General features: G+C 58.7%; 37 protein-coding genes and 2 tRNA genes. 10 read left to right on the forward strand and 29 right to left on the reverse strand.

Annotated features, from left to right (window positions below; genetic code table 11):
* Positions 1-14: 14 nt before the first annotated feature.
* From AC1AY0_RS03760 to AC1AY0_RS03895, 28 genes are all read right to left on the reverse strand, one after another.
* A complete protein-coding gene (locus AC1AY0_RS03760) occupies positions 15-353 on the reverse strand; it encodes an HNH endonuclease (RefSeq protein WP_476525859.1) in 339 nt (112 codons plus the stop codon).
* A complete protein-coding gene (locus tag AC1AY0_RS03765; RefSeq protein WP_476525861.1) occupies positions 338-649 on the reverse strand; it encodes a hypothetical protein in 312 nt (103 codons plus the stop codon). Before AC1AY0_RS03765 ends, AC1AY0_RS03760 begins: the two co-directional genes overlap by 16 nt.
* Positions 650-794: 145 nt before the next feature.
* Positions 795-889, reverse strand: a tRNA-Ser gene (locus AC1AY0_RS03770).
* 86 nt (positions 890-975) lie between these two features.
* Positions 976-1,818, reverse strand: a complete 843-nt coding sequence (locus tag AC1AY0_RS03775) for a hypothetical protein (protein WP_476525863.1) — start codon at positions 1,816-1,818, stop codon at positions 976-978.
* A gap of 136 nt (positions 1,819-1,954) precedes the next feature.
* Positions 1,955-2,191: an RNA polymerase subunit sigma gene (locus AC1AY0_RS03780; protein ID WP_476525865.1), complete on the reverse strand. Its 237-nt coding sequence runs from the start codon at positions 2,189-2,191 to the stop codon at positions 1,955-1,957.
* Positions 2,188-2,418: a hypothetical protein gene (locus AC1AY0_RS03785; RefSeq protein WP_476525867.1), complete on the reverse strand. Its 231-nt coding sequence runs from the start codon at positions 2,416-2,418 to the stop codon at positions 2,188-2,190. Before AC1AY0_RS03785 ends, AC1AY0_RS03780 begins: the two co-directional genes overlap by 4 nt.
* Entirely contained in the window at positions 2,415-2,642 is a 228-nt protein-coding gene (locus AC1AY0_RS03790) for a WhiB family transcriptional regulator (protein WP_476525868.1), read from the reverse strand. The genes AC1AY0_RS03785 and AC1AY0_RS03790 overlap by 4 nt, the downstream gene beginning before the upstream one ends.
* A gap of 2 nt (positions 2,643-2,644) precedes the next feature.
* The gene (locus tag AC1AY0_RS03795; protein WP_476525869.1) at positions 2,645-2,896 is read right to left on the reverse strand and encodes a hypothetical protein; all 252 of its coding nucleotides are present in this window, start codon (positions 2,894-2,896) and stop codon (positions 2,645-2,647) included.
* Positions 2,896-3,114 carry a hypothetical protein gene (locus AC1AY0_RS03800; protein WP_476525871.1) on the reverse strand — a complete coding sequence of 73 codons (219 nt, stop codon included), beginning with the start codon at positions 3,112-3,114 and terminating at the stop codon, positions 2,896-2,898. The genes AC1AY0_RS03795 and AC1AY0_RS03800 overlap by 1 nt, the downstream gene beginning before the upstream one ends.
* Entirely contained in the window at positions 3,111-3,440 is a 330-nt protein-coding gene (locus tag AC1AY0_RS03805; RefSeq protein ID WP_476525873.1) for a hypothetical protein, read from the reverse strand. The genes AC1AY0_RS03800 and AC1AY0_RS03805 overlap by 4 nt, the downstream gene beginning before the upstream one ends.
* A complete protein-coding gene (locus AC1AY0_RS03810; protein ID WP_476525874.1) occupies positions 3,437-3,652 on the reverse strand; it encodes a hypothetical protein in 216 nt (71 codons plus the stop codon). The genes AC1AY0_RS03805 and AC1AY0_RS03810 overlap by 4 nt, the downstream gene beginning before the upstream one ends.
* Positions 3,653-3,830: 178 nt before the next feature.
* Positions 3,831-4,031 carry a hypothetical protein gene (locus AC1AY0_RS03815; protein ID WP_476525875.1) on the reverse strand — a complete coding sequence of 67 codons (201 nt, stop codon included), beginning with the start codon at positions 4,029-4,031 and terminating at the stop codon, positions 3,831-3,833.
* Complete coding sequence (locus AC1AY0_RS03820) at positions 4,028-4,336, reverse strand: hypothetical protein (protein ID WP_476525876.1); 309 nt, start codon at positions 4,334-4,336, stop codon at positions 4,028-4,030. Before AC1AY0_RS03820 ends, AC1AY0_RS03815 begins: the two co-directional genes overlap by 4 nt.
* Positions 4,333-4,596 (reverse strand): hypothetical protein, encoded by a 264-nt coding sequence (locus tag AC1AY0_RS03825; protein WP_101625582.1) that lies wholly within the window; start codon positions 4,594-4,596, stop codon positions 4,333-4,335. The genes AC1AY0_RS03820 and AC1AY0_RS03825 overlap by 4 nt, the downstream gene beginning before the upstream one ends.
* On the reverse strand, positions 4,593-4,967 hold the full coding sequence (locus tag AC1AY0_RS03830) for a DUF3310 domain-containing protein (RefSeq protein WP_476525877.1): 375 nt from the start codon (positions 4,965-4,967) through the stop codon (positions 4,593-4,595). The genes AC1AY0_RS03825 and AC1AY0_RS03830 overlap by 4 nt, the downstream gene beginning before the upstream one ends.
* Entirely contained in the window at positions 4,964-5,185 is a 222-nt protein-coding gene (locus tag AC1AY0_RS03835; RefSeq protein ID WP_476525879.1) for a hypothetical protein, read from the reverse strand. Before AC1AY0_RS03835 ends, AC1AY0_RS03830 begins: the two co-directional genes overlap by 4 nt.
* Positions 5,186-5,191: 6 nt before the next feature.
* Positions 5,192-5,398 (reverse strand): hypothetical protein, encoded by a 207-nt coding sequence (locus AC1AY0_RS03840; RefSeq protein ID WP_476525881.1) that lies wholly within the window; start codon positions 5,396-5,398, stop codon positions 5,192-5,194.
* Positions 5,395-6,048, reverse strand: coding sequence for an exonuclease domain-containing protein (locus AC1AY0_RS03845; RefSeq protein WP_476525883.1), 654 nt, complete (start codon positions 6,046-6,048; stop codon positions 5,395-5,397). The genes AC1AY0_RS03840 and AC1AY0_RS03845 overlap by 4 nt, the downstream gene beginning before the upstream one ends.
* A complete protein-coding gene (locus AC1AY0_RS03850; RefSeq protein WP_476525885.1) occupies positions 6,045-6,461 on the reverse strand; it encodes an HNH endonuclease in 417 nt (138 codons plus the stop codon). Before AC1AY0_RS03850 ends, AC1AY0_RS03845 begins: the two co-directional genes overlap by 4 nt.
* Positions 6,458-7,456: a hypothetical protein gene (locus AC1AY0_RS03855; RefSeq protein WP_476525887.1), complete on the reverse strand. Its 999-nt coding sequence runs from the start codon at positions 7,454-7,456 to the stop codon at positions 6,458-6,460. Before AC1AY0_RS03855 ends, AC1AY0_RS03850 begins: the two co-directional genes overlap by 4 nt.
* Positions 7,457-7,518: 62 nt before the next feature.
* The gene (locus AC1AY0_RS03860) at positions 7,519-7,932 is read right to left on the reverse strand and encodes a hypothetical protein (protein ID WP_476525889.1); all 414 of its coding nucleotides are present in this window, start codon (positions 7,930-7,932) and stop codon (positions 7,519-7,521) included.
* Positions 7,933-7,945: 13 nt separating this feature from the next.
* Positions 7,946-8,497 carry a single-stranded DNA-binding protein gene (locus AC1AY0_RS03865; RefSeq protein ID WP_476525890.1) on the reverse strand — a complete coding sequence of 184 codons (552 nt, stop codon included), beginning with the start codon at positions 8,495-8,497 and terminating at the stop codon, positions 7,946-7,948.
* Positions 8,497-8,988 carry a hypothetical protein gene (locus tag AC1AY0_RS03870; protein ID WP_476525892.1) on the reverse strand — a complete coding sequence of 164 codons (492 nt, stop codon included), beginning with the start codon at positions 8,986-8,988 and terminating at the stop codon, positions 8,497-8,499. The genes AC1AY0_RS03865 and AC1AY0_RS03870 overlap by 1 nt, the downstream gene beginning before the upstream one ends.
* Positions 8,985-9,266: a hypothetical protein gene (locus tag AC1AY0_RS03875; protein WP_150335841.1), complete on the reverse strand. Its 282-nt coding sequence runs from the start codon at positions 9,264-9,266 to the stop codon at positions 8,985-8,987. The genes AC1AY0_RS03870 and AC1AY0_RS03875 overlap by 4 nt, the downstream gene beginning before the upstream one ends.
* A 402-nt stretch (positions 9,267-9,668) precedes the next feature.
* Complete coding sequence (locus AC1AY0_RS03880) at positions 9,669-9,857, reverse strand: hypothetical protein (protein WP_476525894.1); 189 nt, start codon at positions 9,855-9,857, stop codon at positions 9,669-9,671.
* An 11-nt stretch (positions 9,858-9,868) separates the two neighbouring features.
* Entirely contained in the window at positions 9,869-10,768 is a 900-nt protein-coding gene (locus AC1AY0_RS03885) for a prohibitin family protein (RefSeq protein ID WP_476525896.1), read from the reverse strand.
* A gap of 96 nt (positions 10,769-10,864) precedes the next feature.
* Entirely contained in the window at positions 10,865-11,275 is a 411-nt protein-coding gene (locus AC1AY0_RS03890; RefSeq protein WP_476525898.1) for a hypothetical protein, read from the reverse strand.
* On the reverse strand, positions 11,272-11,547 hold the full coding sequence (locus AC1AY0_RS03895) for a helix-turn-helix domain-containing protein (RefSeq protein WP_476525899.1): 276 nt from the start codon (positions 11,545-11,547) through the stop codon (positions 11,272-11,274). The genes AC1AY0_RS03890 and AC1AY0_RS03895 overlap by 4 nt, the downstream gene beginning before the upstream one ends.
* A gap of 143 nt (positions 11,548-11,690) precedes the next feature.
* Between AC1AY0_RS03895 and AC1AY0_RS03900 the strand changes: the two genes are divergently transcribed.
* Together AC1AY0_RS03900 and AC1AY0_RS03905 are read left to right on the forward strand one after the other, a co-directional pair.
* Complete coding sequence (locus tag AC1AY0_RS03900) at positions 11,691-12,131, forward strand: helix-turn-helix domain-containing protein (RefSeq protein WP_476525900.1); 441 nt, start codon at positions 11,691-11,693, stop codon at positions 12,129-12,131.
* Positions 12,090-12,192 (forward strand) — tRNA-Met (locus AC1AY0_RS03905). The genes AC1AY0_RS03900 and AC1AY0_RS03905 overlap by 42 nt, the downstream gene beginning before the upstream one ends.
* 114 nt (positions 12,193-12,306) lie before the next feature.
* Here the strand turns inward: AC1AY0_RS03905 and AC1AY0_RS03910 are convergent.
* Positions 12,307-14,286 (reverse strand): LPXTG cell wall anchor domain-containing protein, encoded by a 1,980-nt coding sequence (locus tag AC1AY0_RS03910; protein WP_476525901.1) that lies wholly within the window; start codon positions 14,284-14,286, stop codon positions 12,307-12,309.
* A gap of 234 nt (positions 14,287-14,520) precedes the next feature.
* Here AC1AY0_RS03910 and AC1AY0_RS03915 point away from each other — a divergent pair, with 234 nt between their 5' ends.
* The 8 genes from AC1AY0_RS03915 to valS all read left to right on the forward strand — a co-directional run bounded on the left by AC1AY0_RS03915 (position 14,521) and on the right by valS (position 25,242).
* The gene (locus AC1AY0_RS03915; RefSeq protein ID WP_476525903.1) at positions 14,521-16,821 is read left to right on the forward strand and encodes an alpha-1,4-glucan--maltose-1-phosphate maltosyltransferase; all 2,301 of its coding nucleotides are present in this window, start codon (positions 14,521-14,523) and stop codon (positions 16,819-16,821) included.
* 102 nt (positions 16,822-16,923) lie between these two features.
* Positions 16,924-17,415: an inorganic diphosphatase gene (locus AC1AY0_RS03920; RefSeq protein ID WP_476522941.1), complete on the forward strand. Its 492-nt coding sequence runs from the start codon at positions 16,924-16,926 to the stop codon at positions 17,413-17,415.
* Between the two features lie 181 nt (positions 17,416-17,596).
* Positions 17,597-18,175, forward strand: coding sequence for a manganese efflux pump MntP (locus tag AC1AY0_RS03925; RefSeq protein WP_476522942.1), 579 nt, complete (start codon positions 17,597-17,599; stop codon positions 18,173-18,175).
* Positions 18,176-18,447: 272 nt separating this feature from the next.
* Positions 18,448-19,152, forward strand: a complete 705-nt coding sequence (locus AC1AY0_RS03930) for a hypothetical protein (RefSeq protein ID WP_476525904.1) — start codon at positions 18,448-18,450, stop codon at positions 19,150-19,152.
* A gap of 187 nt (positions 19,153-19,339) precedes the next feature.
* The gene (locus tag AC1AY0_RS03935) at positions 19,340-20,107 is read left to right on the forward strand and encodes a winged helix-turn-helix transcriptional regulator (RefSeq protein ID WP_476523098.1); all 768 of its coding nucleotides are present in this window, start codon (positions 19,340-19,342) and stop codon (positions 20,105-20,107) included.
* Positions 20,108-20,112: 5 nt separating this feature from the next.
* A complete protein-coding gene (gene nth / locus AC1AY0_RS03940) occupies positions 20,113-20,784 on the forward strand; it encodes an endonuclease III (protein WP_476522944.1) in 672 nt (223 codons plus the stop codon).
* 24 nt (positions 20,785-20,808) lie between these two features.
* Positions 20,809-22,359 (forward strand): ABC transporter substrate-binding protein, encoded by a 1,551-nt coding sequence (locus AC1AY0_RS03945; RefSeq protein WP_476522945.1) that lies wholly within the window; start codon positions 20,809-20,811, stop codon positions 22,357-22,359.
* Between the two features lie 153 nt (positions 22,360-22,512).
* The gene (gene valS / locus AC1AY0_RS03950) at positions 22,513-25,242 is read left to right on the forward strand and encodes a valine--tRNA ligase (protein ID WP_476522946.1); all 2,730 of its coding nucleotides are present in this window, start codon (positions 22,513-22,515) and stop codon (positions 25,240-25,242) included.
* The last annotated feature ends 76 nt before the right edge of the window (positions 25,243-25,318 follow it).

Here is a 25,318-nt window from a genome sequence, read left to right on the forward strand (position 1 = left end):
AGGGTATACCGCCCCTACCATTGGCGCGACAGCGGGATCGGCTTGGGCGTGCGGCGCTGTGCCTGCGTCGCCGGCTCGGCGTCGAGTCTGGTGTATTGGTGGTTGCCCTTGCGTTGGTTGCAGCGTCGGTGCGTGAGCTGGCAGTTGTCCAAGTCGAACGGGTCGCCGCCCTTGGAAACGGGCAGCTTCTCGTCGATCTCCATACTGCCGGGGTGCGGTGTCCTGAGGCTGGTGTCTATGGGCTGGCCGCACAGTGCGCAGATGGGCCGGCCGTTGGCGCGTGACAGCAGACGCTTGCGGATGCGGGCCCGTGCGGCCGAGTTGGTGCGACGAACGTTCACAGCAGCCCCCACACCAACGGCCTAAGCTCACTCGGTATGGGTACGGCGTGGTATTTGACCACCGGCTCGCCGTCGCGGATCACGGGCCCGCCGGTATGGGATCGTATGCAGGTGGGCGCGTACAGGTGCCCCCTGTCATAGCGGCACATGCGCAGCGGCACGCTCACGGGGATCATGCCACGCCAGTCCCCCGCCCAATACCGCACCAACGCGCTCAGCAGCCGCATATGCGCCGGCTTGCTGGAATCGAGCGTGTTCAACCGCCCCCAATTCTTCGGGAAACGCTTCAGAACGCGAATGCAAGCCATCAGTGTAGCCTCCCAGCCTCATAGGAACAACGGCGAGGCGGCCGGCGGGAGAAAGGAGAGGAAAAGCCCGCCGGCGCTCGCCGCTTTGTGGTGGTGTTCTCGGGTGCCGCATGGCCGACTGTGCACTGGCGTCGGCGGCGGCCGGCGGATGGTGCGGGATTCGAACCCGCGAGGCATGAGGCTTGTATCATGCCTGCCCGCTTAGCAAGCGGGTGCCTTCGACCGCTCGGCCAACCATCCGGATACGAGAAAAGCCCCACCCGGCGGGTGAGGCTTTTTCGATACTCCGATTACACGCGACAGCGTAACACGAAACTGTCTCACGTTCAAACGTCGCCGGCGTCCCGTTCGGCGCGATCCTGCGCACACGCCAACAGCTCCATGATGTTCCACTCCCAGTAATGCCGGTCGATGCGCCGCGTGGACGGCATCTTGCCCCGGCTGCGCCAGTTCGCCAAGTCCTTGCCGCTTACGTTGACGCCGGTGTTTTCCCTGATCCATCGTGCGGCGTCGGATTGGGTGCGGGTGATGTGCATGATCCCGGCGCTGCGCAGGTATTCGAGCCGCACGCGCTTCAAATCGAGCCATGCGCCACATTCGGGGCACACCGCATACCGCGCGTTATGAGCGGCGTAGATCGGCGTGCGCACCGGCCTCCCATCATCCCCCACCATGTTCAGGCAGTCTGGGCATACGCCGACAAGACGGCGCTCGCCGGCTCGCGTGGTGGCAGTTTCGACCTTCTCCGATAGGCGGATCAGGTCGGCGTATAGGTCGCCGGCCGTGTCGAGGCGTGCGAGGTCGTGCATGTGATGCAGCAGCAGGCGGGTGATGTCGGCCCACTGTCGGAGGGTGCGGGGGCGCTCGTACCGGTCGCGGCCGATCGGTTTGACGCCGAGCATGCCGCCCGCGAGCTGCAAGTGCGTTTCCACCGTGGAGTAGAGCGCTTGGGCGGCTTCGTTGACCGGCGGGGCCGCATACGCGGCGTTGCCGTGACGGGGCGAGCGTTCGCGGGTGGTGGCTTGCTTGTAGGCGATCTGTTGGAGGGCTGGCATGCCGGCCTTCAACAGCCATGCGAGGCGTTTCGCCCAGTCCTTGACGCATTCGTCGCACAGGTTCGCGTCGCCGGCCGGTTTGCCGCAGGCCGCGCATGCTCGTTGTTCCATCATCCCCGCCCTCGTTGGTGCTAGACTTGCCTACTGGACAATGTGCAAGGCCTTCACCTTCGGGTGGGGGCTTTTACTTTCCCCGAAGCCGTCCCCGGTGTGGTGGATTGGCCGGGAACGGCTTGCTTTCAACGATCCGCTAACTTTCCTTAACTGTCTCTCCTATTGTCGCCGATGCCGGCGGTTCTTCCAGTGCAGGCAAGCGGGGTTCGAGGAATTCGGGCCGTTTCGGCTGCGCGGGTGCCGGATGGGCTTGCAGGATGATGGCCTTCACCTCGTCGATGGGGATGCGCAGGGATTGCGCGGTCTCTTCCGGCGGCACGCCTTTGCCGTGCCATTCCACAATGATCTTCCTGACGCCTTCGGTGACTTTCATGCTTCGGCCTCCTGCCTATCGAGCTGTTCGCATGCGGAGTGCTTGACGCACATGATCGCGACGCGGCGCATGCACTTGCGGATCGCGCTCCCATAGGAGAGGGCGATGACGGTGAACCGGCCGAAGCATTCGGGGTGCGCCACCCTCGTGGTGGGCGTGGCGGTGCCGCGCATGATGACGACCGGCCCGATCTGATAGGCGGTGACGTTGGTGTCGATGTTGTTCATTCTCGTGTCTTTCTCTGCCGGTTCGTCCGGCCGTACTGCTTGCCGCCCCATATGCCCTGCAACGGGTAGCCGTTGATCCGATCGTGCCCGTCGGCGAACTGGCGGCACTCGTCGATGACCGGGCAATGCCGGCATATGGCGAGCGCCGCTTCTTGTTCGTGTGGGTTGTTGCTGAACCAGAGTTCGGGGTCGGCGGTGCGGCATGCGGCTTGGTGTCGCCACATGGTTATCGGTCTCCGTCTCGGTAGGGGTTGATGTGTTGGGCTTCCTTCATGCTGTCGAAGCGGCCGTAGCGTGCCTGCATGAGTTGTTTGCCTTCCTCGTAGGCCTGAATGGCTTCCTGATTGGTGCGGGTGAACGGATAGGCGTCGGCGGCGATGGCGTTGACGTGCACGTTGGTGAAGCCTGCGGCTTCGAGGCGTTGCTGGATGGTGAGCATGCTGTGGGCGGGCGTGTGGGCGGTGAAGCTGACCTGCATCAATGCGTCCTTTCCTTGTTGGTGAGTTGTTTGGCGACGTGTTCGCCGAGCGGGGTGATCTGCCATCGGCCCCATGTGACGTGTTCGATGTAGTCACGCTCTTCGAGGGCTTCGAAGGTGCGCCGTTGGTTGCGATCCGCCGGGTAGGCGCTGCCCTGCTCCCAGATTTCGAGCAGCAGGTCGCGCATGGCCGGAGTGAGTCGTATGCGATCGCTCATCGCGTGGCCTCCGTTCCGTTGATGATGTCCAAGGCGGTGGCGGCGAGCCGCACCCACCAGTCGAATACCTTGTCGGCGATGACTTTGTCGCTCTCGTAGACAATCGGGCAGTCGCCAACCTCGTCGCGCAGTCGCATCGCGAGCCGTTCGGCCTCGTCCGGGCTTGCCGGCCTATGGTTGATGGCCTGTTCGATCTGGACGGCGAGCGCGAGCGCGTCGTCGTGCCCTTGGGTGTATCCGATGACGTAGGCTTCGGCCGGAGTGTCGTTGCCGAGGCCGGCGTCGGCGAGCGCGTTCAACGCTTGTTGTGTCAGGTCGATGCTCATGCGTCTTCCTTGGGTTGGTTGGTGATTTGGCTGAATTGTTCGAGATGGCTGATCCAGCGCAGTAGGGCGAGGGTGATGGTGTCCCGGTACATGTCCTGTGTGAGGCTGGGGTGCGCCGAGTAGAGCGTGTCGCCGGTCTCGCTGGTTTCGATGGTGCCGAGGTTGATGGTGGTGCCGTCCGTCTGATCGCACATGATGCGAATGCGTGTCATGCGTTCGCCTTTCTGTGTCGTCGTTCCGCCCGCCATTTCGGGTGGTAGAGCAGGAACGCTTTGAGTGTGCTTATCGGCTCCCAGAAGTCACCGTTGGGTAGGCCGAGCCGCCACCATTGCCCGCAGACCGGGCAGCGCCATACCGGATCGCTGCCCGTGGGTTTGCAATACTGGCTGCTCACTCCCCCGCCTCCAGTTCGCTGATGTCGGTCGCAATGCCGCCCAACACGTACATGTTGTTCGCTATCGCCTTGATGTCGTTCCGACTCACCTCATACACGGCCGGCGGCGTCAACGACTCACTGACCATATCCAAGGCGCTCGCGAGCGCGGTTTCGAGCATGCGCCGCGTGAATATCTTCCCGACCTGTTCGCTCATTTCAGCGCCTCCGTCCGTGCGGCAGTGATCGCCAACCGCGCCAACCTCCGGTATTGGGCCTTCGCATCGGGGTTCATGTCCGGCCACAACGGCAAAACCTCCTCTGTGCTCATACCCGACGTGCCGGTGTAGATGGCGAGCGCCGCCATATCGATCTCACGATCCGTGGGATTCCTCGTCGCCCCGGCCCTATACGCCTTCCGCGACGCCAAACACGATCCGAGCCTCGTCTGGGTGACGGGGCGCTCGCCGTTGTCGGGGTAGGGGTAGCGTTCTTCGATCTCGTTGGTGATGATGCTGCTCATGCGGTTTGTCCTTTCTGGGCTTGGGGCTGGTATTCGAGCTTGTATGGGGCACCGGGGAGCGTGAGGTCTCGGCTGATGTCGAGCCGGCCGATGGGCGTGCCGTTGAACGAGGCGGCGCACTTGGGGCATATGTCGATCTCGATTTCCTCGATCCGGCCCATAGTGGTGCGGTTGGCCGAATAGCCCGACAGGTGGAATCGCAGGGCGTCGCGCTCGCTGGTTTCGGTGTCGCATTGGTCGCAGTAGATGCGTGTGCTCATTGGTTGTTCCTTTCCTGTTCGATGAGTTGGTCGAGGTGGGTGAGGGCGGTGTCGGGGTCGCTTTGTTGGAGGTCGGCCCATATGGTGGTTTCGGTGGTGAAGTCGGTGGGTTCGTGGGCGAGTTTTTCGAGGATGCGGCGTTGTTGGCGGGTCCATGCGATCTTTTCGCCGTAGTCGATCAGGCGGCATAAATACCATCGGGCTTTTTCGAGGTCTTCGATGGGTCGGCCTTTGCTCTTGTAGCGCCAGAGGTATTTGATGGCGTTGCCGAGGCAGAAGGTGGTGTCGGCGGTGAGGTCGATGCATTCCATGCCTGGGTGTGAGTCGGTGTAATGCTTCGGGCTGTTGATGGGGTCGTTGATCCAGTTCATTGCGTGTCCTTGGTTTGCATGTGGTCCCAGTCGCAGGATGCGCCGCTGCCGTTGCTCCAGCATTGGACTCTGGCTTTGTGGTCGGGGGTTTCGTACCAGTTGATGTATCCGGTTTGGGGGTTGCCGTAGGTGCCGCTGTCGTCGTTTTCCGGGGTTGCGCAGCCGGCGAGCGCGAGGATGGCGAGGGTGATGTCGAGCGCCGTGATGTGTTTTCTCATGGTGGTTCAGCCTGCCACGTATTCGCCGAGTTTTTTGGTTTGTTTGGCGAGGTCTTTGAGGTTCTTGGACTCGGCGGCGATGAGCGGGGCGATGTCGAACAGGTCGCATTCGTCCACTACTACGTCGGTGAGCTGCTGGGAGTAGGCGATCAGGGATGAGGCGGAGTGCTGGAGCGCTACGGCGATATTGAGCTGTTCTTGGACGCGGTTCATCGTTCGTCTCCTTTGTGGGCGGTGCGCCATTGGTCGAGGTAGGTGGCGTAGTCGTTGATGTCCCTGCGGATGCAGTCTTGGACTCGGTGGGTGCCTGCGTGGTTTTGGTAGGGGTCGAGGCCGAGGGCTTGATCCGTGAGGCGCAGGGTGGTGAGGTCGAGTTTTCGGTGGTGGAGTCCTTGGGTGATGGGGTGTTCGAGGTGTCGGCTGAGGTGTACGTCGAGCTGGCGCAGGTCGAAGTCGATGTTGGTGCCGGCTGGGTGGAGCGTGTATTGGCTGAGTTGGTCGTTGAGGAATTCGTGGATGTTGAGCGCGGTGTGCTTGTAGTCGTAGCCTTCCTTGGGTGCTTCGGCGCAGGCGAGCATGAGTCCGTTGGCGAGGTGCATTTCGTAGGCTTTGAGCATTTCGGGGTGCATGGTCCAGTTGCGCACGTTGTCGGGGTGGACGATCAGATGCAGTGAATCGCCGTGGGTTTCGGCTTTCATGTCGGTGATTTGCATGCCGACTTCCAAGAGTTCGCACTGATGTGGGTCGATGCCGGTGGTTTCGGTGTCGATCCAGAGGAGCATGTGGGGTTTCTTCGGGGGTCGTGGCGGGTCGAGCGGGATGGTTTGGCCGCTGACGGTCATGGTTTTCATGGCGGTGTTCATTCGTTGGTTCCTTCCTTGATGTCGGGGATGTATGCGGGCATGTCTTCGGGCGGTGCGACCGGGGTTCTGGTGCCGTCGTCGTGGAGTTGCTGCCAACCGTGTTGCCGGTAGTAGACGGGTGTGCTGGTGGGGTCGGCCCATGAGTGGACGAGGTAGCCGAGCCGGTAGGCGCGTTCCGGGTTGTCGTGTACCCAGCCGTGGCAGCCGGTGCTGCCGCTGCCGCAGATGGTGAGCAGGTTGCCCGGCTCGTGCAATCCCGTGTAGTCGCTGCCTTGGCTGCGCATTCTGCGGTGGTGGATGCTGTACCCGCTCCAGTTGGTGTCGATGGGTTGGCCGCAGATGGCGCATTTGAAGCCGTCCCGGTGGAGGACTTGCCGGCGGGTTTCGGTGGTGGGTTTTCGTTTTCGTTTCATGGTTTTCCTTTCCGGTTGAGTTCTTGGACGACTCGGTTGGCGGCTTCCTCGGGGTCGGTGCCGGCTTTGACGTTGGCCCAGAAGCTGCTCGCTATGCTGCCGGTGAACGTGCCTTCGGGCACACGGCTGAGGATGTGGTCTTGTTGCCATTGCTCGGTGCAGATGCCCCATTCGTATCGGGGTTTCGGCGGTTTGGGGAGGTGGTCGCGGTAGGTGCCGTTGGTGAGCCATCGGCTCATGTTGGGCGCGTATCGGGGTTGGTCGCAGGTTCGGGCGTAGGCGATGACCGCGCCGATCAGGGCGGCGGGCGATACGGGCGGCAGTCCGTCGTGGCCTTCGATGGCGGCCTGCCATGCGGCTTCGGCCTCGCGTCGTGACCCGGTGTGGCGCGGGTAGGCGTTCCACGCGGTGGCGAACGGGTCGGCCATCGCCTTGGCCTCGACGTCGGCGAGCGACACGACCCGGTTTGCTTCGATTCCGGCGTCGGAGGGGTTAGGGGAGGAAGAAGGCTTGGTTAGGTTAGGTATGGTAGTGCTTCCTGTTTGCTCCGTTGAAGTTGAAGCAGTCTGCTTCGAGTCTGCTTCGTTTTGCTTCGTTTCCGCTTCGGCTTTGGCGCGCCTGACGGCGCCGGACGCCTTGCCTCCTGCCTTGCCGGCCGCGACCTTCTTTTCGTGCAGTTCGGCGGCTTCCTCGGGCGTGAGCGGCTTCCTCTGGTTCTTGAAGCTGCCGAACACGGCGAGACCGCGACGGGTCACGACCCTGTACATGCCTTCGCCGGCCTCTTCGAGGAGGCCGTTTTCCACGAGTTCGCGCACGAGTCTGGCGTTTCCGCCCACGCTTCTGACGCGCTTGAGGTCGAAGGTGCCGTCGAACGAGTCCGGTCGCGTGTATATCTGGTGGTCGCACCACGTCACCATCGTCGCGTACAGGCCGCGAGCGGCCATGCTGCTGTCCTGCACGCCCGGATCGAAGCCGAAGGTGCTGTCGAAGTTCACAGACACGACGCACCATCCCGTTTATTTGACTGCTGCATATAAGCCTCTCTCAATGTGATGGGTTATTTGATCTCGCCGGTGTTCGGATCGACGGCCTCCCCGCCGTCTTCCCCGTCATCGGTGGTGGGCAGCTCGTGGAACGGGTCGAACGATCGTTCGAGGTCGTCGCGCATGATCCGCCGGCGCGTGTCGGTCGGGTAGGTCATCAGGTCGTCCATGAGCGTGGCTTCGTCGATGATGTGCTGCGCGGCGGCGTCCGCGTCGTATAGGGCTTCGACGTAGGGGCTGATGCCCTTGTACTTCTCGATGTATTCGGCCTTGTCCTCGCATTCCAAGAGGCGTGCGGCCTTGACGCGGAACGCGCTGGCGGCTTTCTTGATCGCGCCGGCTGCGGCCGATAGGGGTAGGAGCTGCAACGGGGTGATCTCGTCGGGTATGAGCGAGTCCTGTATCCCCTTGTCCTTCTTTTTCGCCATGAGAGCGTCCTTTCTAGAATTCCGGTTCGCTGGCCGGATCGGCCGGGGCGAATGAGTCCGACGTGTAGCCGCTGCCGCCGTTGGCCCGCGGATCGGATGCGGGCGGCTGCGACGGCGCGGCGTTCGGATGTGGAGTGGCGGGCGGGTTGCCGGCGGGGTTGCCGTAGGTGGTGCCGCCCGAATACCCGCCGTGATTACCGCCGCCCTGTTTCGTGACCTGCGCGGTCGCGTACCGGAGGCTGGGGCCGATCTCGTCCACGGTCAGCTCCATGACGGTGCGGTTCGTGCCGTCCTGAGCCTGATAGGAGCGTTGCGAGAGCCGGCCTTGGGCGATGACTCGCATGCCCTTGGTCAGGGTCTTCGCACAATGGTCGGCCAAGTCTCGCCATGCCGAGCAGCGCATGAACAGGGCCGGCCCGTCCTCCCACTGGTTCGTCTGGCGGTTGTGGTTGCGGGGCGTCGAGGCGATCGTGAAGTTCGCTACCGGGGCACCGCCGCCGGTGGTGCGTATCTCGGGGTCGCCTGTGAGGTTGCCGACGATCGTGAGCAGGGTTTCGCCGGCCACTAGTCCTCGTCCTCCATGTCCTCGATCCAGTCGCCGACGAACGTGGCGAGGGTGTGCGCGTCCTTGGCTGCGCTGCTCGCGATGCCCCATGCCACGTCTTCGCGGCGGTTGTGGCAGTGCAGGGCGAGGTCGGAGAGCGCCGTATAGGCCATGTCGGCCACGTCGCGCATATGCTCCAGCTCGGCAAGCTCGCCGTCATCATCCGGGCCGTCGTCCTCTTCCTCGTCGTCGTCATCGGCGTCATCGGTGACGACGAACTGCGGTTTGACGTTCTTGAACATCTCTTCGAGGAAGTCGGACACCTCGGCCGGGTTGGGCGCGACGTACACGCCGGCCTTGACCGGCTTGCACAGTTCAACGCCGGCGTCCTTGAGAGCGTCTTCGAGCGAGTCCTTCACGTTGGCGATGTCGTCCACGTCGCCCTCGGTGTAGCCGAGCAGCCGGCCGGCGAGGCTACGGGCCAAGCGCTCCTCAAGCGAGATATCGGTCATTTCTTGGTTCCTTTCATCTGATAGTCGGGCTTGATCTTCCACATGCAGCGCGCGGTGATCTGCCGGCGTCCGCGATCCACGACCACATCGCCGAAGCGGGGGAAGATCAGCGTGCGATCCCATTGCGGGTCGCTGTTGAGCCTGCGGATCGTGTCGATGAGCGAGTCCAAGAGCTCGCCGGCACCCATGTGCAGCGCCTCGTCGCTCAGGGGCCACTCGAACAGGCTGCATCCCTCTTCCCTGTGGTCGTATTCGTCCGGTGGCGGCTGATGCACCATGTGCGCGTTCCTTTCTGTCGGAGTATGTGGGTTGCGGTCGCGCTGGACTCGGTGGTGCGGCCTCAGGAGTCGAAGCCTGCCGTGTCCATCGCTCCCCGCTCGCACGGGCATTCCGCGTGTCCTGTCAGTGGCGTGCGAGGGGGCGACGTTGACGCGATCGCAGTGGACGGCCGTGGAATCGAACCACGTCCCGGCTGGTTGCCGACGCCACCACTGCGCCGATCTTGGCCGGGGGCGAACCTGCCCGCCCGTACCGCACGCCGCCGGAAAAATGTGGGGAGCCGACGGCGCGCGGGGTTTGAGAGAGGTGGTGTTAACGACTTTTCCTTGTCGCCGCCCGCCATATTGGAAGGGAATGCAATGATGGCGGGCAAGCCTTTTAGATGGTCAGCACGGGGACGTTCACGCCTCATCCCCCGCTTCCTCGGCGATGGCGATGAACAAGGTGGGCACGACGACGAACGCCCACCACGCGGCCAAGCCGTTGCCGAGCGGGTGCATGCACGCCTCATGCGTGAGCAGCCACGCTATGCAGCCGATGAACGAGATGACGGCCACGAGGCCGATCGTGTACGGATAACGCTTGAACATGACCGCCTCCTTTACTTGGTCTGGACGAGCGTGTCAGCGCCGTCGGGGACGACGACGAGCTGATCCGCGTTGGACAGCGCGTCGATGTAATGCTGTTTGAGCACGTTGTCGGTCAGGCTTTCGTTGAGCACGGCGTTCGCGTCGGCCTCGCCCTGCGCCTTGATCTTCTTGGTCTCGGCCTCGGTCTTGGCGACTTCTTGCTCGTTCATGGCCTTCTGCTTGTCGATCTCGGCCGCTTGGGCCTCGTTGTACTTCTTGACGATCTCGTCGCCATAGCGCACGTCCTGCACGCTGACCTGTTCGACGGTCAGGCCGATCTTCTTCCACTTGGCCGCCAGCGCCTCTTGCACCGCCTTCGTGTATTCGCCTCGGTTGGTGAGCATCGTCAGGGTGTCGAACCGGCCGGACTGTTCGCGGGCCGCGGAACGCAGATCGTTGCTGATGTAGTTCTGCGTGAACGTCTGCTGTTTGCCGTACTCCGAGTACAGGTATTCGGCGGCGCTTGGATCGAGGCTGTAGTTGACTTGGATGTCGATGTCTGCGGAAGCTCCGCTCTTGTCGTTGATGGTGACTTGCTTGCCGACCGCGCTGCCGCCGTCGTACTTGTAATCGGTGTCTTTGTAGAAGTTGATGAGGTTGTTGCGGGTGTCGTATTTGACGATGCTCTGCCACGGCGTCTTCAAGTGGAAGCCCGCGTCTTCGGAATGGCCGGCCAGACTGCCGCCCATGTTGCGGATGACCGCGACCTCGCCCACGTCCACGGAGTACAGGCATGAGGGGATCAGCAGCAGCAATCCGATGAGGCCCGGAATGAGGCCGATGCCGGCCCCCTTGACGTTGTTGGACAGCGCGACGCCGGTAATGACGGCGCTGAAGAGCAGCAGGACGATGGAGATAATAAACCAGATCATGAGGGTTCCTTTCAGGAGTAAGGCCCTTTCCCCGTGCCGGTAGGCTTGAAGGTGCCACCGAAACAATCCGCACGACAGCGGGGAAAGGAAGAATTTTCAATGCAGACACAACGAGAGGCGCTTAACGAAGCGCTCGATAATCTCCGTGTCGGAACCAGTAGCGCCGCGTGGCTCCGGGATCATGCAGAAAGCGAAGAGGTGAGGAAACTCGCCCGCGCCGTTCATTACATCGGTTTCGGCGCTCAGCAGATTGCCCTCGCCCTCACCGACCGGAGCAAGACCAAGGACTTGTAGAAGGAACAAGGACACCGCGTCGAGCTGCGCCAGCAGCGCGCGCCTGTCCAGCTTCTCCGAGATTCGCCTGTATTCGGAGTCTCCCAGCGCCTCGCGCACGGCATCCTCCGAATACAGGGACGCTTTCATGCGCAGCATTCCGGCGTCCTGAAGATTGTGCTGCAATGCCTCCAGAGAGGACAGCAATACGGGTTCACGATTGGACTCGCTCATGCCGTCGCCTCTTCCGGTTGGGGGTTGTCCACCGGCCACGGGTCAAGGGTTCGACCCATGAGGTAGTCAACACTGGTGTTGAAGAAGTCGGCGAGCGCCTTGTAATCCTTCGCAGAGAAGGGGCGAAGGCCGTTCTTCTTGTTGCTGTAGGTCTGTTCGAGCATTCCTATTCCAGCCGCGACTTCGCGCTGGGTTAGATGGCGAGCGCCCTCTAAGTCATTGAGACGCTTCGCAGTCTCGTGTGTAACTAAACGTTTTTCATTAGCGGTCATGGCTGTCAATATAGCATCGCTAAGCGATTTCGTTTAATTGGCGTGTCGCATTTAGGTGAATATCTCTACAGACACGCGAAGTAAAGAGCATCCCAATCTAAGCAAACTTGCGTAATTAAGCATATTCGTTTAACATTGCCTATATGACCGCAACACTCACAGCTCCGATGGCGCGAGAACAGGCAACCGACCCTCAGTCGATCGCACTGCGCAACATCGATATGCTCATGCACCTCGAAGGCAAGTACCGCAAGGACTTAGCCAAGCACCTAGGACGAGTCCCACAGGCTATTTCTAGGATGATGAAAAACGAAAGCTCATGGAGCTTCAACGACATGTACCGCACCGCCGAATTCCTCAGCGTGTCCGTCAATGACCTATCTGACCCCGATCTGTCTCCAACGAAGGCAGTAGAGATAATCAATGCGTCCAAGGATGACGGAAGCGATGAGGGCGGCGAGCACCGCACTGAATGGTCTTGGTTGACCACAAACAAGATTGGAGGTTTGCCAGTCGTCAACGATGACGACTTCCGCCTAGGTGGCGGGGCATGGAAGACCCCGGCAATGGTTCTCGCGGCTTAGTTTTACGCCGTTTGGGATCATAACCCAGAGGTCCATGGTTCAAATCCATGCCCCGCTACCAATAGAAACCGGAATCCGAATGGGTTCCGGTTTTTTCATATCCACTGGCCAGAACCGACTAGGACTGCAGAGACTAGCACCGCAGTCCGCAGTCTATGACCCGCACAGTCCTCAGCTAAATACGTCGCTTACTAGCGATGAACAATACAGCGCCACCGATAAGTACGGCCGCCACTGCGACGCTTAACAGAGGAATCATGTTGGTGCCCGTATTCGGCAAGGATTCTTCCGGTTCCGGCTCTTGGGGCTTCTGCGGTTCCTCAGGTTCTTGCGGTTCCACTGGCTCCTCCGGTTCTTCGGGATCGCAAGGTTTCTCAGGATCACATGGCTCAGTCACACGAGTGCGTTCCCAAGCATCGTCATATCGACTTGCTGCGGGCATCACGCGATCATCGCCTTTGAATTCCCAAACGAACACATACCAGCCATGCTCCTGTGCCGTAATAGTCATGGGATCGCCATAAGCGTCAAGAGCACCAGCACCAATCTTGAATGTGCCATTTTTTGCCGGAATATTCCATGTAATCAGTTTGCGATGATGACTATCTTCCTGAGGTACTGCAGCACCGGTTGGCTTGTATTGCTCATCATTCGCTGGATTATCCGAATCACCCGCCCACCACACGCTTACTTGTGCATGGAGTCGATCGGCACCGAACCCAAAGTCCTCGTTCCCGGTGAAACTACCGTGATCATCAGGAAAACCGGAAACCGTAATAGTGTCGCTCAACTCAGAGCCGACGTGAGCGGAATGCTCAGTCACAGTAGATTTCACAGTAAGCTCACTGCGATTCGAGCCGCTTTCCGAAGCCTCCAGGAAACCGCTGTTCCAATCGCCAGTAAGATACTCCTGAGCTTCCTTGCTTTGCTTGGATTTGCGGAACACCCACACCCATGTGCTGAACCCGCCAGGCGAGCGAGTCACATATGGCGTGCTGCCATCTGGCGTGGTCATGGCTTGTACGTGAGCGACTTGGTCGGGACCAGTGAACGATGCACTACCGTATGCGACCGGCGAATATCCGTCCTGCTTCAAGCGCGCTAGATAATCATCGGTTTGTTCGCCAGTTGTAGGCGCTGCTATATGCGCCAAATCATCAACGCTAAGGCCAGCGAAATAGTAGCCTTGAGCTTCCAACAACAAATCCGGCACCCAGTGGCTCTCCGAGCCCGTCACACCGCTGGTCACTTCATCAAACACAGTGGCACCTGCGTCCAAGACTTTGCTGGACACTTGTGTGATCACTGATGGCGTGAAATCTTTGCGGACTTTGAAGGTCACGGCCTCTCCCGAAGTGGAGCTGAATGAATCAAACGTCCGCATATCCTGACGTGCATCCATATGTTTCATTCGAGGAATGTCATACGTAATGCTTGCTTTCACCTCACCACGCCCGGTAGCTTTCCATGCATAAGCCTTTGACTCATTTGTGGAAGTCTTGGTGAGCGTCTTTTGGCCGTTTTCCTCAAATACCGCAGGACCATCCAGCGTAATGGTGAACTGCACACCGGCAACCGGAGTTGCTTGCTGGGCATCCCCGCTGACCACAGCTGCCTTGACTTCGCCTTGGCGCAAGCCTTCGGCATAAGTGCTTTCAATTACGGCATTGGACGGCGTCCCATTCTCCGCCTCCTGCCACAACTCCTGCGCCCGAGTGAACACTTCCGGATACTTCCCCACAAGATAGGCGCGCTGAGGCTGCCACTGCTCCTGATTACCGATCTTGTCTTGAACCAGCGATGCAATTGCCGCGTAATCATTGGTTGATGCGTCGTGATAACGGTCGAACAGCCATGCCAAACGGCGTACTGTCATATTGTCGTCAACTATCCAAGTAGGGCCAATCTGATAATTCGTAATATTGGCCGCTTCAATACAGTAGTAGTGATTTCCTTGTGCGTCGTTGGCAATAACGCCTAGTTCAAGGTTCACATCGTTGAATTTAAACGGTATTTTTTGATGATCAGCTGAAACAGCGAGATCTGCCGCGTATGCATGAATCGGCATTCCGACGATTACGCCCAGCATCATCGCCAAGCCCGTCAGCATTGCCCCTATTGCAATCAGGCGCTTCCGCCACCATGATGCCACCATGTCCGTTCCTTTCCTTCAGGTTTGGATTCGCCCGCGTCATTGCGTGCGGATAGGCCACGAGCATGGCAGATTTTCGGCGTTCACCGACCGGTTTTTAGGCAATGTGGTTCGAGCTTGCCGTCTGCCGGCGAGTTGTGGATAACTTGCACGTTGAGTTATCCACTTCAAGCCATTTATCGAACGTTCATCCAAAAGTTGTCCACAATGCACGCCAAATGTCGGATTCCCCTTAGAATGGGCCGTATGGCAGTACAACATAGCGCGGATTCGCGCACAAATAATTCCGAAGAACCTCTCAAGGCCGCCCAGGCCGCTCAGACCGATAAGGTCTCCAAGCCTTCCAAGGCAGCGAAGTCAAAGGCGACTTCCCGATCCAAGGCCGCTAAAACCACCAAAACCACTCGCAAGCGCGTCGATGCTGAAACCGCACGTGCCAATGCAGCACTCAAGGGCCTGACCGGCGAAGCTCCGGCCCCGTCCATTCCAGCAGAAGAGCTTGGCCAGTTCGGCCGCATCAACGTTATGGACATCACTCCCGCTGAGGAGCGTGGCATCTACCCGGCTCGCGTGGAACTCGGCGAACCGTTCACGATGACCGCTCAGGTGTTCATCGAAGGCCGTACCAAGGTGGGTGCCACGGCAATTGTGCGCAACCCGCGCGGCAAGGAAACGCTGCGCCGCGCCATGACCTGCACCAACCCGGGCTTGGACCGTTGGGAAGTCACCCTGAAGTGCGGCGATCACAGTGATCTGAAGCCTTGGGAAGACGGTTACGCTGCAGTCAAGCGTCAGCTTGGCGAGTGGACGGTCACCATCGAAGGCTGGGAAGACACGTATAAGTCCTGGCTGCATGACGCACGCATCAAGGTGCGCGTCATGGATGATGTGGATAACGCATTGAACTCCGGCGCCGAATTGCTGGCTCGCTGGGCCGTGACCCCGGATGCTGGTCTTCCTGCCCGCGAGCGCAAGACGCTGCAGCAGGCCGCCGAGACCATGGCCGATGAATCGCTGAGCGCTGAGGAGCGTCTGGCAGCCGGCGATAATCCGCATATTGCAGCCCTTCACGAGTCCAACCCGCTGCGCGACGGCATTTCTCCAAGCCAGCCGCAGCGTTTCAAGGTAGAGCGTCCGAAGTCCAGCTTTGCGGCTTGGTACCAGTTCTTCCCGCGTTCCGAAGGTGCCACGGTTGACCCGAACACCGGCAAGATTATTCAGGGCACACTGAAGACTTCCTTCGCTGGCCTTGAACGCGCTAAGGAAGAAGGCTTCGACATTGTCTACCTGCCGCCGATCTTCCCGATTGGTGTGACGAACCGTAAGGGTCGTAATAATTCGCTGGTTGCCGGACCTGACGATCCAGGTTCCCCGTTCGGCATTGGTTCCGAGCTTGGCGGTCACGATACTGTTGATCCGCTGCTCGGCACTATGGATGATTTCAAGGCTCTGTGCGCCCGCGCTCACGAGCTGGGACTGGAAATCGCCCTTGATTTTGCTCTGCAGTGCTCGCCGGATCACCCGTGGGTCAAGCAGCATCCGGATTGGTTCCGCCACAAGCCAGACGGCACTATCGCCTTCGCTGAGAACCCGCCGAAGAAGTATCAGGACATTTACCCGATTGACTTCAACGCGGATATGCCCGGTATTGAAAAGGAAGTCGAACGTGTGCTGAACCTGTGGATTGATGCAGGCGTCACCATCTTCCGTATCGATAACCCGCACACCAAGCCGGTTCGTTTCTGGCAGGACGTAATCGCCGCTGTGACCAAGAAGCACCCGGAGATTCTGTTCCTGGCTGAAGCCTTCACTCGCCCGGGCATGATGCGCGCATTGAGCTACGTGGGCTTCACTCAGTCCCACTGCTACTTCCCGTGGCGTAACACCAAGGAAGAGCTGGAAGAGTACCTGCCGGTTACCAATGGTGACGACGGCTACTATCAGCACAACACCTTCTGGCCTACCACGCCGGATATCTTGACTGCTTACGTGCGCGACAACGGCATCGCCGGTCACTGCGTGCGCGCAGTGCTCGCCGCCATGGGTTCCCCGAGCTGGGGTATTTACAACGGCTTCGAGCTGATTGAGAACAAGCAGCGCCCGGGCTTCGAGGAGCAGATCGATAACGAGAAGTACGAGGTCAAGGTTCGTGATTGGTCCAAGGCCCAGCGTTACGGCGTGGCCAAGATGCTCACTGCGCTGAACAAGATCCGCCGCTCGCATCCGGCTGCATTGAGCTACCATAACCTGACTATTCTACCGACTTCCGACCCGAATATTCTGGCATTCGCTCGCCATACGCCGGCCGAGCTGACCGGTACCGGTCAGGCGGATACGCTGATCGTAGTAGTCAACCTCGATGGCCATAACGCGCATCAGGCTATGGTTCATGTTGAGTTGGGCGAGCTGGGCCTGCCCACCGACCGTCCACTGACCGTACGCGATGAGCTGACCGGCCGCGAATTCCAGTGGGGCTGGGACAACTTCGTCTCGCTCGCCCCGTGGGCTGACGTGGCTCATATTCTGACTGTGCAGTGATTGCTTGCGAGCCGTCACACTGCGTGAAGCAACGCAGTGTGACGGCTCGCACAGTCGGTAGTAGTGTGTGTAACGAATAGTTTCCAAACAAGGAGATAAACAATGGCAGAAACCTTCAACGTTGTAGTCGAGATTCCGCGCGGCTCCAAGAACAAGTACGAAGTCGATCAGGAGACCGGTCGCGTCTTCCTGGATCGCGAGCTCTTCACCGCTATGGGTTACCCGGATGATTACGGCTACATCGAGGGCACCCTGGGCGAGGACGGCGATCCGCTGGACGCTCTCGTGATGGTCAAGAACTCTGTGTTCCCGGGCTGCGTCATCGAGTGCCGCGCCGTGGGTCTGTACCACATGGAAGACGAAGAGGGCGGCGACGACAAGGTGCTGTGCGTGCCGGCTGACGTTCGCTACGACGGCATCAAGGACGTCAAGGATGTCAACGAGTACCACCTCGCTGAGATCAAGCACTTCTTCGAGCAGTACAAGGCTCTGGAGCCGGGCAAGGAAGTCAAGCCGGGCGACTACTGGACCGGTGCTGACGTGGCAGAGAAGGAAATCGTCGAGGCTCGCGAACGTCTCGCCGCTTCTAAGTGATTTCCGCTTCCTTCGGCTCCCTCTGATGGGATCGAAGGATAGATTTTAGCAATGGCTCCCTTTTGGGAGCCATTGCTGTATAATGGCGTCTTGTCTTTTCAACTAGGCGTAGGCGGCGTGTGGGAGCGCTGGTCGAGGCCCATCGCATGGCGGTAGCCAGTGATGAACCTTCTCAATATTCATGATTGCCATAATCATTCAAACCTTGTTGATTTCTGTTTCTGTTGCTATGGATGCGTTTGCCGTATCCATTGGAAAAGGCCTCACGGTCCAAAAAGTTCGCACCCAAGACGCCATTAAAACCGCACTCTGGTTCGGCGGATTCCAGGCTTTGTTCCCCTTGCTTGGCTATTTCGCTGCATCGGCGTTCAGCTCATACGTCACCGAATTCGACCACTGGATTATCTTCGGCCTGTTAGTGTTCATCGGCGGCAACATGGTGCACGAAGCATTCGAAGAGCCTGAAGAGAACGCTAAGGAAACCCCGCAATTCGACTGGAAGCATATGCTGCCGCTAGCCGTGGCCTGCAGCATCGATGCTTTTGCCGTGGGTGTGAGCCTGGCGTTCATGAAAACCAACGTCATCTTCTCTGTTACCTGCATCGGCATCGTGACTGGCCTGTTCTCCGCAGCCGGCCTGTATATCGGGCGCGTATTCGGCTCTCGTTGGCAGCAACCCTCTCAAATTGCCGGTGGTGTGGTGCTGATTCTTATCGGTGTCAAGGTTCTGCTGGAGCATCTCGGCATCATCGCCTTCTAATAACGCACAAAGCGCACAAATCGTCATTATGTACGCGGCTCAACCATGTACCCGCAAACATAGTGACGATTTTCCCCTTCAAAACGTCATTATGTTTGCGGTACTACCGTCGAGACGCGTACATAGTGACGTTTTTGGCCGCATAACCGTCATTATGTACGCGGCACCTTGGTTGGCCCGCGTACATAATGACGAATCAAAGGGCGGCAAACCCCGCCTTCCAGCGAACGGCGTAGGATTAACCCCAGCAATGACTTTTTGGAGAGGTTCACATGAGCGAGATCACTCAGAGCAACTGGAAGCACAAGGCACTCAGCATGCTGCTGGCACAATTGACGGCTTATGTGCTGTTGATCGCAGCCACGGCCATCCCCACGCCAGGCCCGCTGCCTGAAGCCTCACTGATTGTTTCGGCTTTAACGCTGGGCATGCTCATCCTGTTCTGGCCATTCCGTGGCTCAGTGTTCGATCGCGCTATCACCATGATTTTTGGTGCGGTCTCCCTGCTCTTTGTGGTTGTGCCGTTCCCTGTTCATGAAGTTCCACCGCAAATGAAAACTGAAGATAGCGGCGTACTCCCTTGGTATTCCTGGGCTCTGGCCGTGGGCATGCTGCTTGTGGTACTGGTGGTCTTCTCCTTCGGGCGCCAAATGGCTCGCAAGGAACGCTCTCATCTGATTCGTGCACTGTCTCATGCGGTTACCTCTGGCGTGGCAGCTATTGCCGTCGCTGGCTGGTGCTTCCTACCTAATCTCGCCGAGCTTGTGTCGAAGGGCACTACTGAAGGCAATATCGCCGTCGCTGTGTTGCTGGTATTGGCCTTGGCTTTGGCTGCAGCTTCTGTGCTTTGGGTGCGAGATGCCGATCCTGATCCCACCACCCGCGAACCGTGGATTGGAACCGGTCTGCTGCCAGTGATGCTGATGGGCGTTACGATTGCTGCTGCAACACTGCTGTTGACCAGATTCCTTGCATGATTTTGTTCACAATCATTACTGATTCTGTATCATTTTCGCAACGATGAAACTTTAGTGTCCCATATCGGCGCGTACAATGATGGAAAATTTGCGATTGCACATGTAGCGCACACCGCTTAACACGCAGTCGCAGTCGTCGATTGCAATACATTCGCCAAGGGGGATCAGCGTGACGGATTTAACGTTGATGACATTCGCTAACGATCCCGCGACTGTGCTGCCATCGCTCGCATTGTTGTCTCACCGAGTTCGCGTGCTGCCCATGGACGCAGCCAGCTTGGTGAAAATGCCGGAAAACACCATCCTGTTTCTCGATGCCCGCGATGATTTAGCCACTGCTAAAACCCTGTGCCGTCTCATTCACGCTTCTGGACTCTCCACTCCGATTGTGCTGGTGCTCACCGAAGGCGGCTTTACCGTAGTCAACTCCCAATGGGGTATTGCCGATGTGGTGGTCACCACCGCTTCCCCAGCTGAGGTTGAAGGCCGACTTCGTTTGGTTTCCGAGCGAGGCAATGCTCCAGCCACGAGTGCTTCTGGTTCGGCGAGTGAGCCTACTACCACTGTCGAAGATGGTCAGATTCGTTCCGGCGATCTTATTGTGGATACCAATGGGTACACCGCTTCCCTGCATGGCCGTCCAATTGATTTGGCGTACAAGGAATTCGAACTGCTTAAGTATTTGGTCCAGCATCCTGGCCGTGTGTTCACGCGCGCCCAGCTTCTACAGGAAGTGTGGGGATACGACTACTACGGCGGCACGCGTACCGTTGATGTGCATATTCGACGCCTCCGTGCCAAGCTCGGCGGCGAATACGAGCATCTTATCGGCACTGTGCGCAACGTGGGCTACCGCTTCGACCCACCTGAAAATGATAAGGGCGATGCCGCAGCCCAAGAAGCTGCAAAAGCTAGTCAGCATAGTCTGATCTCTGCTGACGATATTGAAGATTGATTCGTATGCGCGAAAGCAAAACCGCGCGTTTAGCACGTATGCACGCTGAATATGATGTGCTGTGCCAAGTGATTCCAGCGCCAAAATGTGCACTGAATTTCACATCTCCCCTTGAATTGCTGATTGCCACAGTGCTCAGCGCCCAAACCACGGATAAACGTGTCAATACGGTGACGCCCGAATTATTCGCCACCTACCCCACTGCCGCCGCATTGGCTGCCGCTAACCCCAGTCAGGTTGAAGACATTATTCATCCGCTCGGATTCTACCGTTCTAAAACGCAGCATCTTATTGGCTTAGCCGCCGCTTTGGAGGAACGATTCGATGGCGTTGTGCCGCACACCATGGCGGAATTGACCAGTTTGCCAGGCGTTGGCCGCAAAACCGCGAATGTGGTGCTTGGCAACGCATTCGGTATCCCCGGTTTCCCCGTTGACACTCATGTAATGCGAGTGACCGGACGTTTGCGTTGGCGATCTGACTGGCGGTCTGCCCACCCGGATCCGGTCAAAATCGAACATGAAATCACAGCCTGCTTCCCGCCTGAGGAATGGACTGATCTCAGTCATCGTCTGATTCTGTTCGGCCGCGCAACCTGCCATGCTCGCAAGCCTGATTGTGAACACTGTCCACTGGCCAATTCGTGCCCGAGTTTTGAACCATCCGCCAAGCGGTAGCATGCCATCGTTAGACTGAAAGCCATGCGCAGCAAGCAACATCGCAAGCAGAACAGCGGACTGGTCAGTTGGGGAGTCTTTATTGGAGTCGCTCTCATTTTGAGTGCGTTGGTATGGGCCGGCTGGTCTATCCTGCAGCATCGCAGTATTGCCGACGATCTCGGAGCAATTGAGCACTCCCCTACGACAAGCGTCACCGTAGGCGTCAGTGATATGCCGCAATCACTGGATGTTCGCGCTTCAAGCTCGTCAGCCGCCGAACGCCTGTTGATCGACAACGTCTATGAAACACTCGTCACAGTGGACCAGCAGAATCAGCTTCAGCCTGGGCTGGCCACCAAGTGGAGCATCTCCAAGGACGGTCTCACTTATACGCTGACTATAGCCAAGAACGTCACTTTCTCTAACGGACATACGCTGGATTCCGCAGATGTGGTCTGGTCGCTGCAGCAAGCCGTCACCAACAAATATGCGGACGTGGATGATCTCGGTGATTTGAAGTCCATTACGAATCCCGATGCTAATACTGTGATTATCACGCTGAATCAGACGAATCCCACATTGCTGCGCGCACTATCCGGCCGCTTGGGCATCGTATATGATTCCGAAGCCGGCGATACTGATTACGCCAAGCAGCCCATTGGTTCAGGTCCATTTACTGTAAGCGCATTTACCGCAGCACAATCGCTGACGTTGAAGTACAACAGCACCTACCATGGCACCAAAGCCAAGGTGGGCACTATTACTTTCAATCAATATTCCGATGAGAACAAACTGTCTGAAGCACTGGTCGACGGCAGCATTGACCTTGCCATGCCTACCACGGCAACCGTCGCTTCCGCAGCACAGGATAAGCAGAATCTTAAGGTGAGCGAAGGTGCCACTACTGACAAAGTACTGCTGGCATTCAATAACGGCACTGATTCGATTATGTCCGATGAAAAAGTGCGCACCAGCTTCCGCTACCTTATCGATGCTGCGTCCATCGCCTCGTCTCAGCCGGATTCTGCGGGAGCATTAGGCGGTCCTATCAGCCCATTGGAACCTGGATATGAGGATTTGACTGGGCTCTTCCCCCACGATCTGACTCAAGTCCAGTCAATGACCTGGTATTTCGGCACATATTTGACCACTGTGGACTTTGTAGTCACCGAACAATATCGTTCGATGGCAGAAAACATTGCCCAGCAAATCAGCCAAGTGCCGCGCCCTAAGGTGAACTTGGAAGTCGTTTCTAATGATGACTATGCCAAGCGTATTCAGGATGGTTCATGGGAGCTCACGATTACGAATATGAACGGCACCGATGACGCTGGCATATTCGCCGACCCGAATTCCATGTTCCATTACGATCATTCTGAAGCTGAACAAGCGTATGCTTCCGCGCGCGCTGCTACGAATGATCAGGAATACGCCGACCGAATGAAAGCGTACGCGAAGATTATCAGCCAAGATGCTGCCAGCGATTGGCTGTACACGCGCAAATGCTTCACCGTGGCCAATACTGCGCTTTCCGGCTACCCAACCGGGCTGATTGATACGCGCATGCCATTGGTAGCGTTGGAGAAGCAGTAGGCCTCACTTCGGCTCCCCTTGTCAGGGGAGCTGTCACTGTAGGTGACTGAGGGGTAGTCTCACACCATATGTGAAATCATCGGTTGCACTACCTCTTCAACCAGTTTTGCCGACATATTTCCTTGTCATACAACATGCATAAACTTTGGCTTTATGACTGAAGGCAATTCCATCATTAACGCCAACCTCACCCCGTTGCCCGACAAGGTCGGAGTGGACGGTCTTGAGGACAAGTGGCGCGCCGTTTGGGATGAGAACGGCACCTATAAGTTCAACAACACCCGTGACCGCAAGGCTGTGTATTCCATCGATACCCCGCCGCCCACCGTTTCCGGCTCTCTGCACGTGGGTCACGTGTTCTCCTACACGCATACCGATGTGATCGCCCGCTACAAGCGTATGCGCGGCTATGACGTGTTCTACCCGATGGGTTGGGATGATAACGGTCTGCCGACCGAACGCCGTGTGCAGAACTACTACGGCGTGCGCGTGGACGTTTCCCTGCCGTACGACCCGGACTTCAAGCCGCCGTACGAGGGCACTGACGGCAAGAAGATCCAGGCCAAGGATCAGGTGCCGATTTCCCGTAAGAACTTCATCGAACTGTGCGAAAAGCTGACCGCTCAGGATGAGAAGCTGTTCGAAGCGCTGTGGCGCAAGCTGGGTCTTTCGATTGATTGGTCCCAGACCTACCACACCATCGGCGAGCACCCGCAGCGTGTGGCTCAGAAGGCCTTCCTGCGCAACCTGGCCCGCGGCGAGGCTTACCAGCAGGACGCTCCTGGCCTGTGGGATGTGACCTTCCAGACCGCAGTGGCTCAGGCCGAGCTGGAATCCCGCGAATACCCGGGCTTCTACCACAAAATCGCCTTCCGTTTTGAGGATGGCACCCCGATTTACATCGAGACCACTCGTCCGGAACTGCTGGCAGCCTGCACCTCGCTGATCGCCAACCCTGAGGATGAGCGTTACAAGAAGTACTTCGGCCAGGAAGTCTATTCTCCACTGTTCAAGGTCAAGGTGCCGATTCTGGCTCACCCGGCCGCCGAGATGGACAAGGGTGCCGGTATCGCCATGTGCTGTACGTTCGGTGATGTGACCGACGTTCAGTGGTGGCGCGACCTGAAGCTGCCCACCCGCTCCATTATTCAGCGCAATGGCCGCATTGTGATGGACACCCCGGATTGGATCACCGACCCGGCTGGCCGTGAGATCTTCGCTGAAACCGCTGGCAAGACCACGTTCTCTGCCCGCAAGATCATTGTGGACAAGCTCGCTGAGTCCGGCGATATGGACGGCGATCCGACGCCGACCAAGCGTATGACGAACTTCTACGAGAAGGGCGATAAGCCACTCGAAATCGTCACCTCTCGTCAGTGGTACCTGAAGAACGGTGGCACTGACCCTGAGCTCAACGCCCAGCTGATTGAGCGCGGCAAGGAGCTCAACTTCCACCCGGACTTCATGCGCGTGCGCTACGAGAACTGGGTACATGGTTTGAACGGCGACTGGCTGATTTCCCGCCAGCGCTTCTTCGGTGTGCCATTCCCGCTGTGGTACCCGGTCAAGGCCGACGGCTCCGCCGATTACGATCACCCGATCACCCCGTCCGAGGATCGTCTGCCGATCGACCCGACCATCGATGTGCCGGAAGGTTTCGATGAGTCCCAGCGTGATGTGCCCGGTGGCTTCACCGCCGAGAAGGACATCATGGATACGTGGGCCACTTCTTCGTTGACCCCGCAGATCGTGACCCACTGGGCTGAGCCGGATGAGGCTTCCAAGGCCCTGTTCGCCTCCACCTTCCCGATGGACCTGCGCCCGCAGGGTCAGGACATCATCCGCACCTGGCTGTTCTCCACCGTGGATCGTGCGCACCTTGAGAACAAGTGCCTGCCGTGGGCTCACGCCACTCTCTCTGGCTGGATTCTGGATCCGGACCACAAGAAGATGTCGAAGTCCAAGGGCAACGTGGTGGTGCCGAACGAACCGATTGAGAAGTTCGGTGCCGACGCTGTGCGTTACTGGGCTGCTGCCGCTCGTCTGGGCCTGGACGCCACTTACGACGTTGGTCAGATGAAGATTGGCCGCCGTCTGGCCATCAAGCTGCTCAATGCCACTAAGTTCGCTCTGGCTATCGGCCGCGAAGATGAGAACCATCATGTGGGTGATTCCGCTGTGGCCGCTTGGAATCCGGCTGATGTGACCGAGCCGCTCGATCGCGCTGCCATGGCTAAGCTGGCTCATGTGGTTCGCACTGCCACCGAAGCTCTGGAAGCTTACGAGCACTCCAAGGCTCTGGAAGTTATCGAAAGCTACTTCTGGCAGTTCTGCGACGATTACATCGAGCTCGTGAAGAACCGTGCTTATGGCACTGCCGACGAGAAGGGCAATGCTCCGTCTGAGAAGGCTGTGAAGTCCGCTCGCACCGCTCTGGGCCTGGGTCTTGACGCCTTCGCCCGTCTGCTGGCCCCGTACCTGCCGTACGCCACTGAAGAGGTGTGGAGCTGGATGCACGCCGGTTCTGGTTCCGTGCATCGCGCTGCATGGCCGACTCCGGAGCCTTACGTGCAGGCTGCTACCGGCGTTTCCCCGGAGGTGCTGACTTGGGCTGGCAAGGCTGTGGAGCAGCTGCGCAAGATCAAGTCCGAGGCTAAGGTCTCCATGAAGACCCCGATTCTCTCCGTGGCTCTGACCGCTGCTCAGGATGGCGTGGATGCTATTCATTCTGCACTGGGCGATATTGCTCAGGCTGGCCGCGTGGTGGGCAAGTTCGATCTGGTTGCCAAGCACGTTGCCGAAGAATCCGCCGAAGACGCTCCCGAGACCGAGGTGGCCGTAGCCTCCAGCGAACTCGGCGAGCCGCCTGTTAAGAAGAAGTAAGACCTCTTCTTAACAGGCGGCCTTCGCGGCTGCTTATAGTGCAGCCGCTCACCTCGCCTGCGGGAAGCCCACTGGG

The organism is Bifidobacterium sp. LH_416, from assembly GCF_056357055.1.

Coding starts and splice junctions, on each gene's coding strand:
- AC1AY0_RS03765 (WP_476525861.1), bottom strand. CDS start 649: ATGGCTTGCATTCGCGTTCTGAAGCGTTTCCCGAAGAATTGGGGGCGG.
- AC1AY0_RS03775 (WP_476525863.1), bottom strand. CDS start 1,818: ATGATGGAACAACGAGCATGCGCGGCCTGCGGCAAACCGGCCGGCGAC.
- AC1AY0_RS03780 (WP_476525865.1), bottom strand. CDS start 2,191: ATGAAAGTCACCGAAGGCGTCAGGAAGATCATTGTGGAATGGCACGGC.
- AC1AY0_RS03785 (WP_476525867.1), bottom strand. CDS start 2,418: ATGAACAACATCGACACCAACGTCACCGCCTATCAGATCGGGCCGGTC.
- AC1AY0_RS03790 (WP_476525868.1), bottom strand. CDS start 2,642: ATGTGGCGACACCAAGCCGCATGCCGCACCGCCGACCCCGAACTCTGG.
- AC1AY0_RS03795 (WP_476525869.1), bottom strand. CDS start 2,896: ATGCAGGTCAGCTTCACCGCCCACACGCCCGCCCACAGCATGCTCACC.
- AC1AY0_RS03800 (WP_476525871.1), bottom strand. CDS start 3,114: ATGAGCGATCGCATACGACTCACTCCGGCCATGCGCGACCTGCTGCTC.
- AC1AY0_RS03805 (WP_476525873.1), bottom strand. CDS start 3,440: ATGAGCATCGACCTGACACAACAAGCGTTGAACGCGCTCGCCGACGCC.
- AC1AY0_RS03810 (WP_476525874.1), bottom strand. CDS start 3,652: ATGACACGCATTCGCATCATGTGCGATCAGACGGACGGCACCACCATC.
- AC1AY0_RS03815 (WP_476525875.1), bottom strand. CDS start 4,031: ATGAGCGAACAGGTCGGGAAGATATTCACGCGGCGCATGCTCGAAACC.
- AC1AY0_RS03820 (WP_476525876.1), bottom strand. CDS start 4,336: ATGAGCAGCATCATCACCAACGAGATCGAAGAACGCTACCCCTACCCC.
- AC1AY0_RS03825 (WP_101625582.1), bottom strand. CDS start 4,596: ATGAGCACACGCATCTACTGCGACCAATGCGACACCGAAACCAGCGAG.
- AC1AY0_RS03830 (WP_476525877.1), bottom strand. CDS start 4,967: ATGAACTGGATCAACGACCCCATCAACAGCCCGAAGCATTACACCGAC.
- AC1AY0_RS03835 (WP_476525879.1), bottom strand. CDS start 5,185: ATGAGAAAACACATCACGGCGCTCGACATCACCCTCGCCATCCTCGCG.
- AC1AY0_RS03840 (WP_476525881.1), bottom strand. CDS start 5,398: ATGAACCGCGTCCAAGAACAGCTCAATATCGCCGTAGCGCTCCAGCAC.
- AC1AY0_RS03845 (WP_476525883.1), bottom strand. CDS start 6,048: ATGAACACCGCCATGAAAACCATGACCGTCAGCGGCCAAACCATCCCG.
- AC1AY0_RS03850 (WP_476525885.1), bottom strand. CDS start 6,461: ATGAAACGAAAACGAAAACCCACCACCGAAACCCGCCGGCAAGTCCTC.
- AC1AY0_RS03860 (WP_476525889.1), bottom strand. CDS start 7,932: ATGGCGAAAAAGAAGGACAAGGGGATACAGGACTCGCTCATACCCGAC.
- AC1AY0_RS03870 (WP_476525892.1), bottom strand. CDS start 8,988: ATGACCGATATCTCGCTTGAGGAGCGCTTGGCCCGTAGCCTCGCCGGC.
- AC1AY0_RS03875 (WP_150335841.1), bottom strand. CDS start 9,266: ATGGTGCATCAGCCGCCACCGGACGAATACGACCACAGGGAAGAGGGA.
- AC1AY0_RS03880 (WP_476525894.1), bottom strand. CDS start 9,857: ATGTTCAAGCGTTATCCGTACACGATCGGCCTCGTGGCCGTCATCTCG.
- AC1AY0_RS03885 (WP_476525896.1), bottom strand. CDS start 10,768: ATGATCTGGTTTATTATCTCCATCGTCCTGCTGCTCTTCAGCGCCGTC.
- AC1AY0_RS03890 (WP_476525898.1), bottom strand. CDS start 11,275: ATGAGCGAGTCCAATCGTGAACCCGTATTGCTGTCCTCTCTGGAGGCA.
- AC1AY0_RS03895 (WP_476525899.1), bottom strand. CDS start 11,547: ATGACCGCTAATGAAAAACGTTTAGTTACACACGAGACTGCGAAGCGT.
- AC1AY0_RS03900 (WP_476525900.1), top strand. CDS start 11,691: ATGACCGCAACACTCACAGCTCCGATGGCGCGAGAACAGGCAACCGAC.
- AC1AY0_RS03910 (WP_476525901.1), bottom strand. CDS start 14,286: ATGGTGGCATCATGGTGGCGGAAGCGCCTGATTGCAATAGGGGCAATG.
- AC1AY0_RS03915 (WP_476525903.1), top strand. CDS start 14,521: ATGGGCCGTATGGCAGTACAACATAGCGCGGATTCGCGCACAAATAAT.
- AC1AY0_RS03920 (WP_476522941.1), top strand. CDS start 16,924: ATGGCAGAAACCTTCAACGTTGTAGTCGAGATTCCGCGCGGCTCCAAG.
- AC1AY0_RS03925 (WP_476522942.1), top strand. CDS start 17,597: ATGATTGCCATAATCATTCAAACCTTGTTGATTTCTGTTTCTGTTGCT.
- AC1AY0_RS03930 (WP_476525904.1), top strand. CDS start 18,448: ATGAGCGAGATCACTCAGAGCAACTGGAAGCACAAGGCACTCAGCATG.
- AC1AY0_RS03935 (WP_476523098.1), top strand. CDS start 19,340: ATGACATTCGCTAACGATCCCGCGACTGTGCTGCCATCGCTCGCATTG.
- nth (WP_476522944.1), top strand. CDS start 20,113: ATGCGCGAAAGCAAAACCGCGCGTTTAGCACGTATGCACGCTGAATAT.
- AC1AY0_RS03945 (WP_476522945.1), top strand. CDS start 20,809: ATGCGCAGCAAGCAACATCGCAAGCAGAACAGCGGACTGGTCAGTTGG.
- valS (WP_476522946.1), top strand. CDS start 22,513: ATGACTGAAGGCAATTCCATCATTAACGCCAACCTCACCCCGTTGCCC.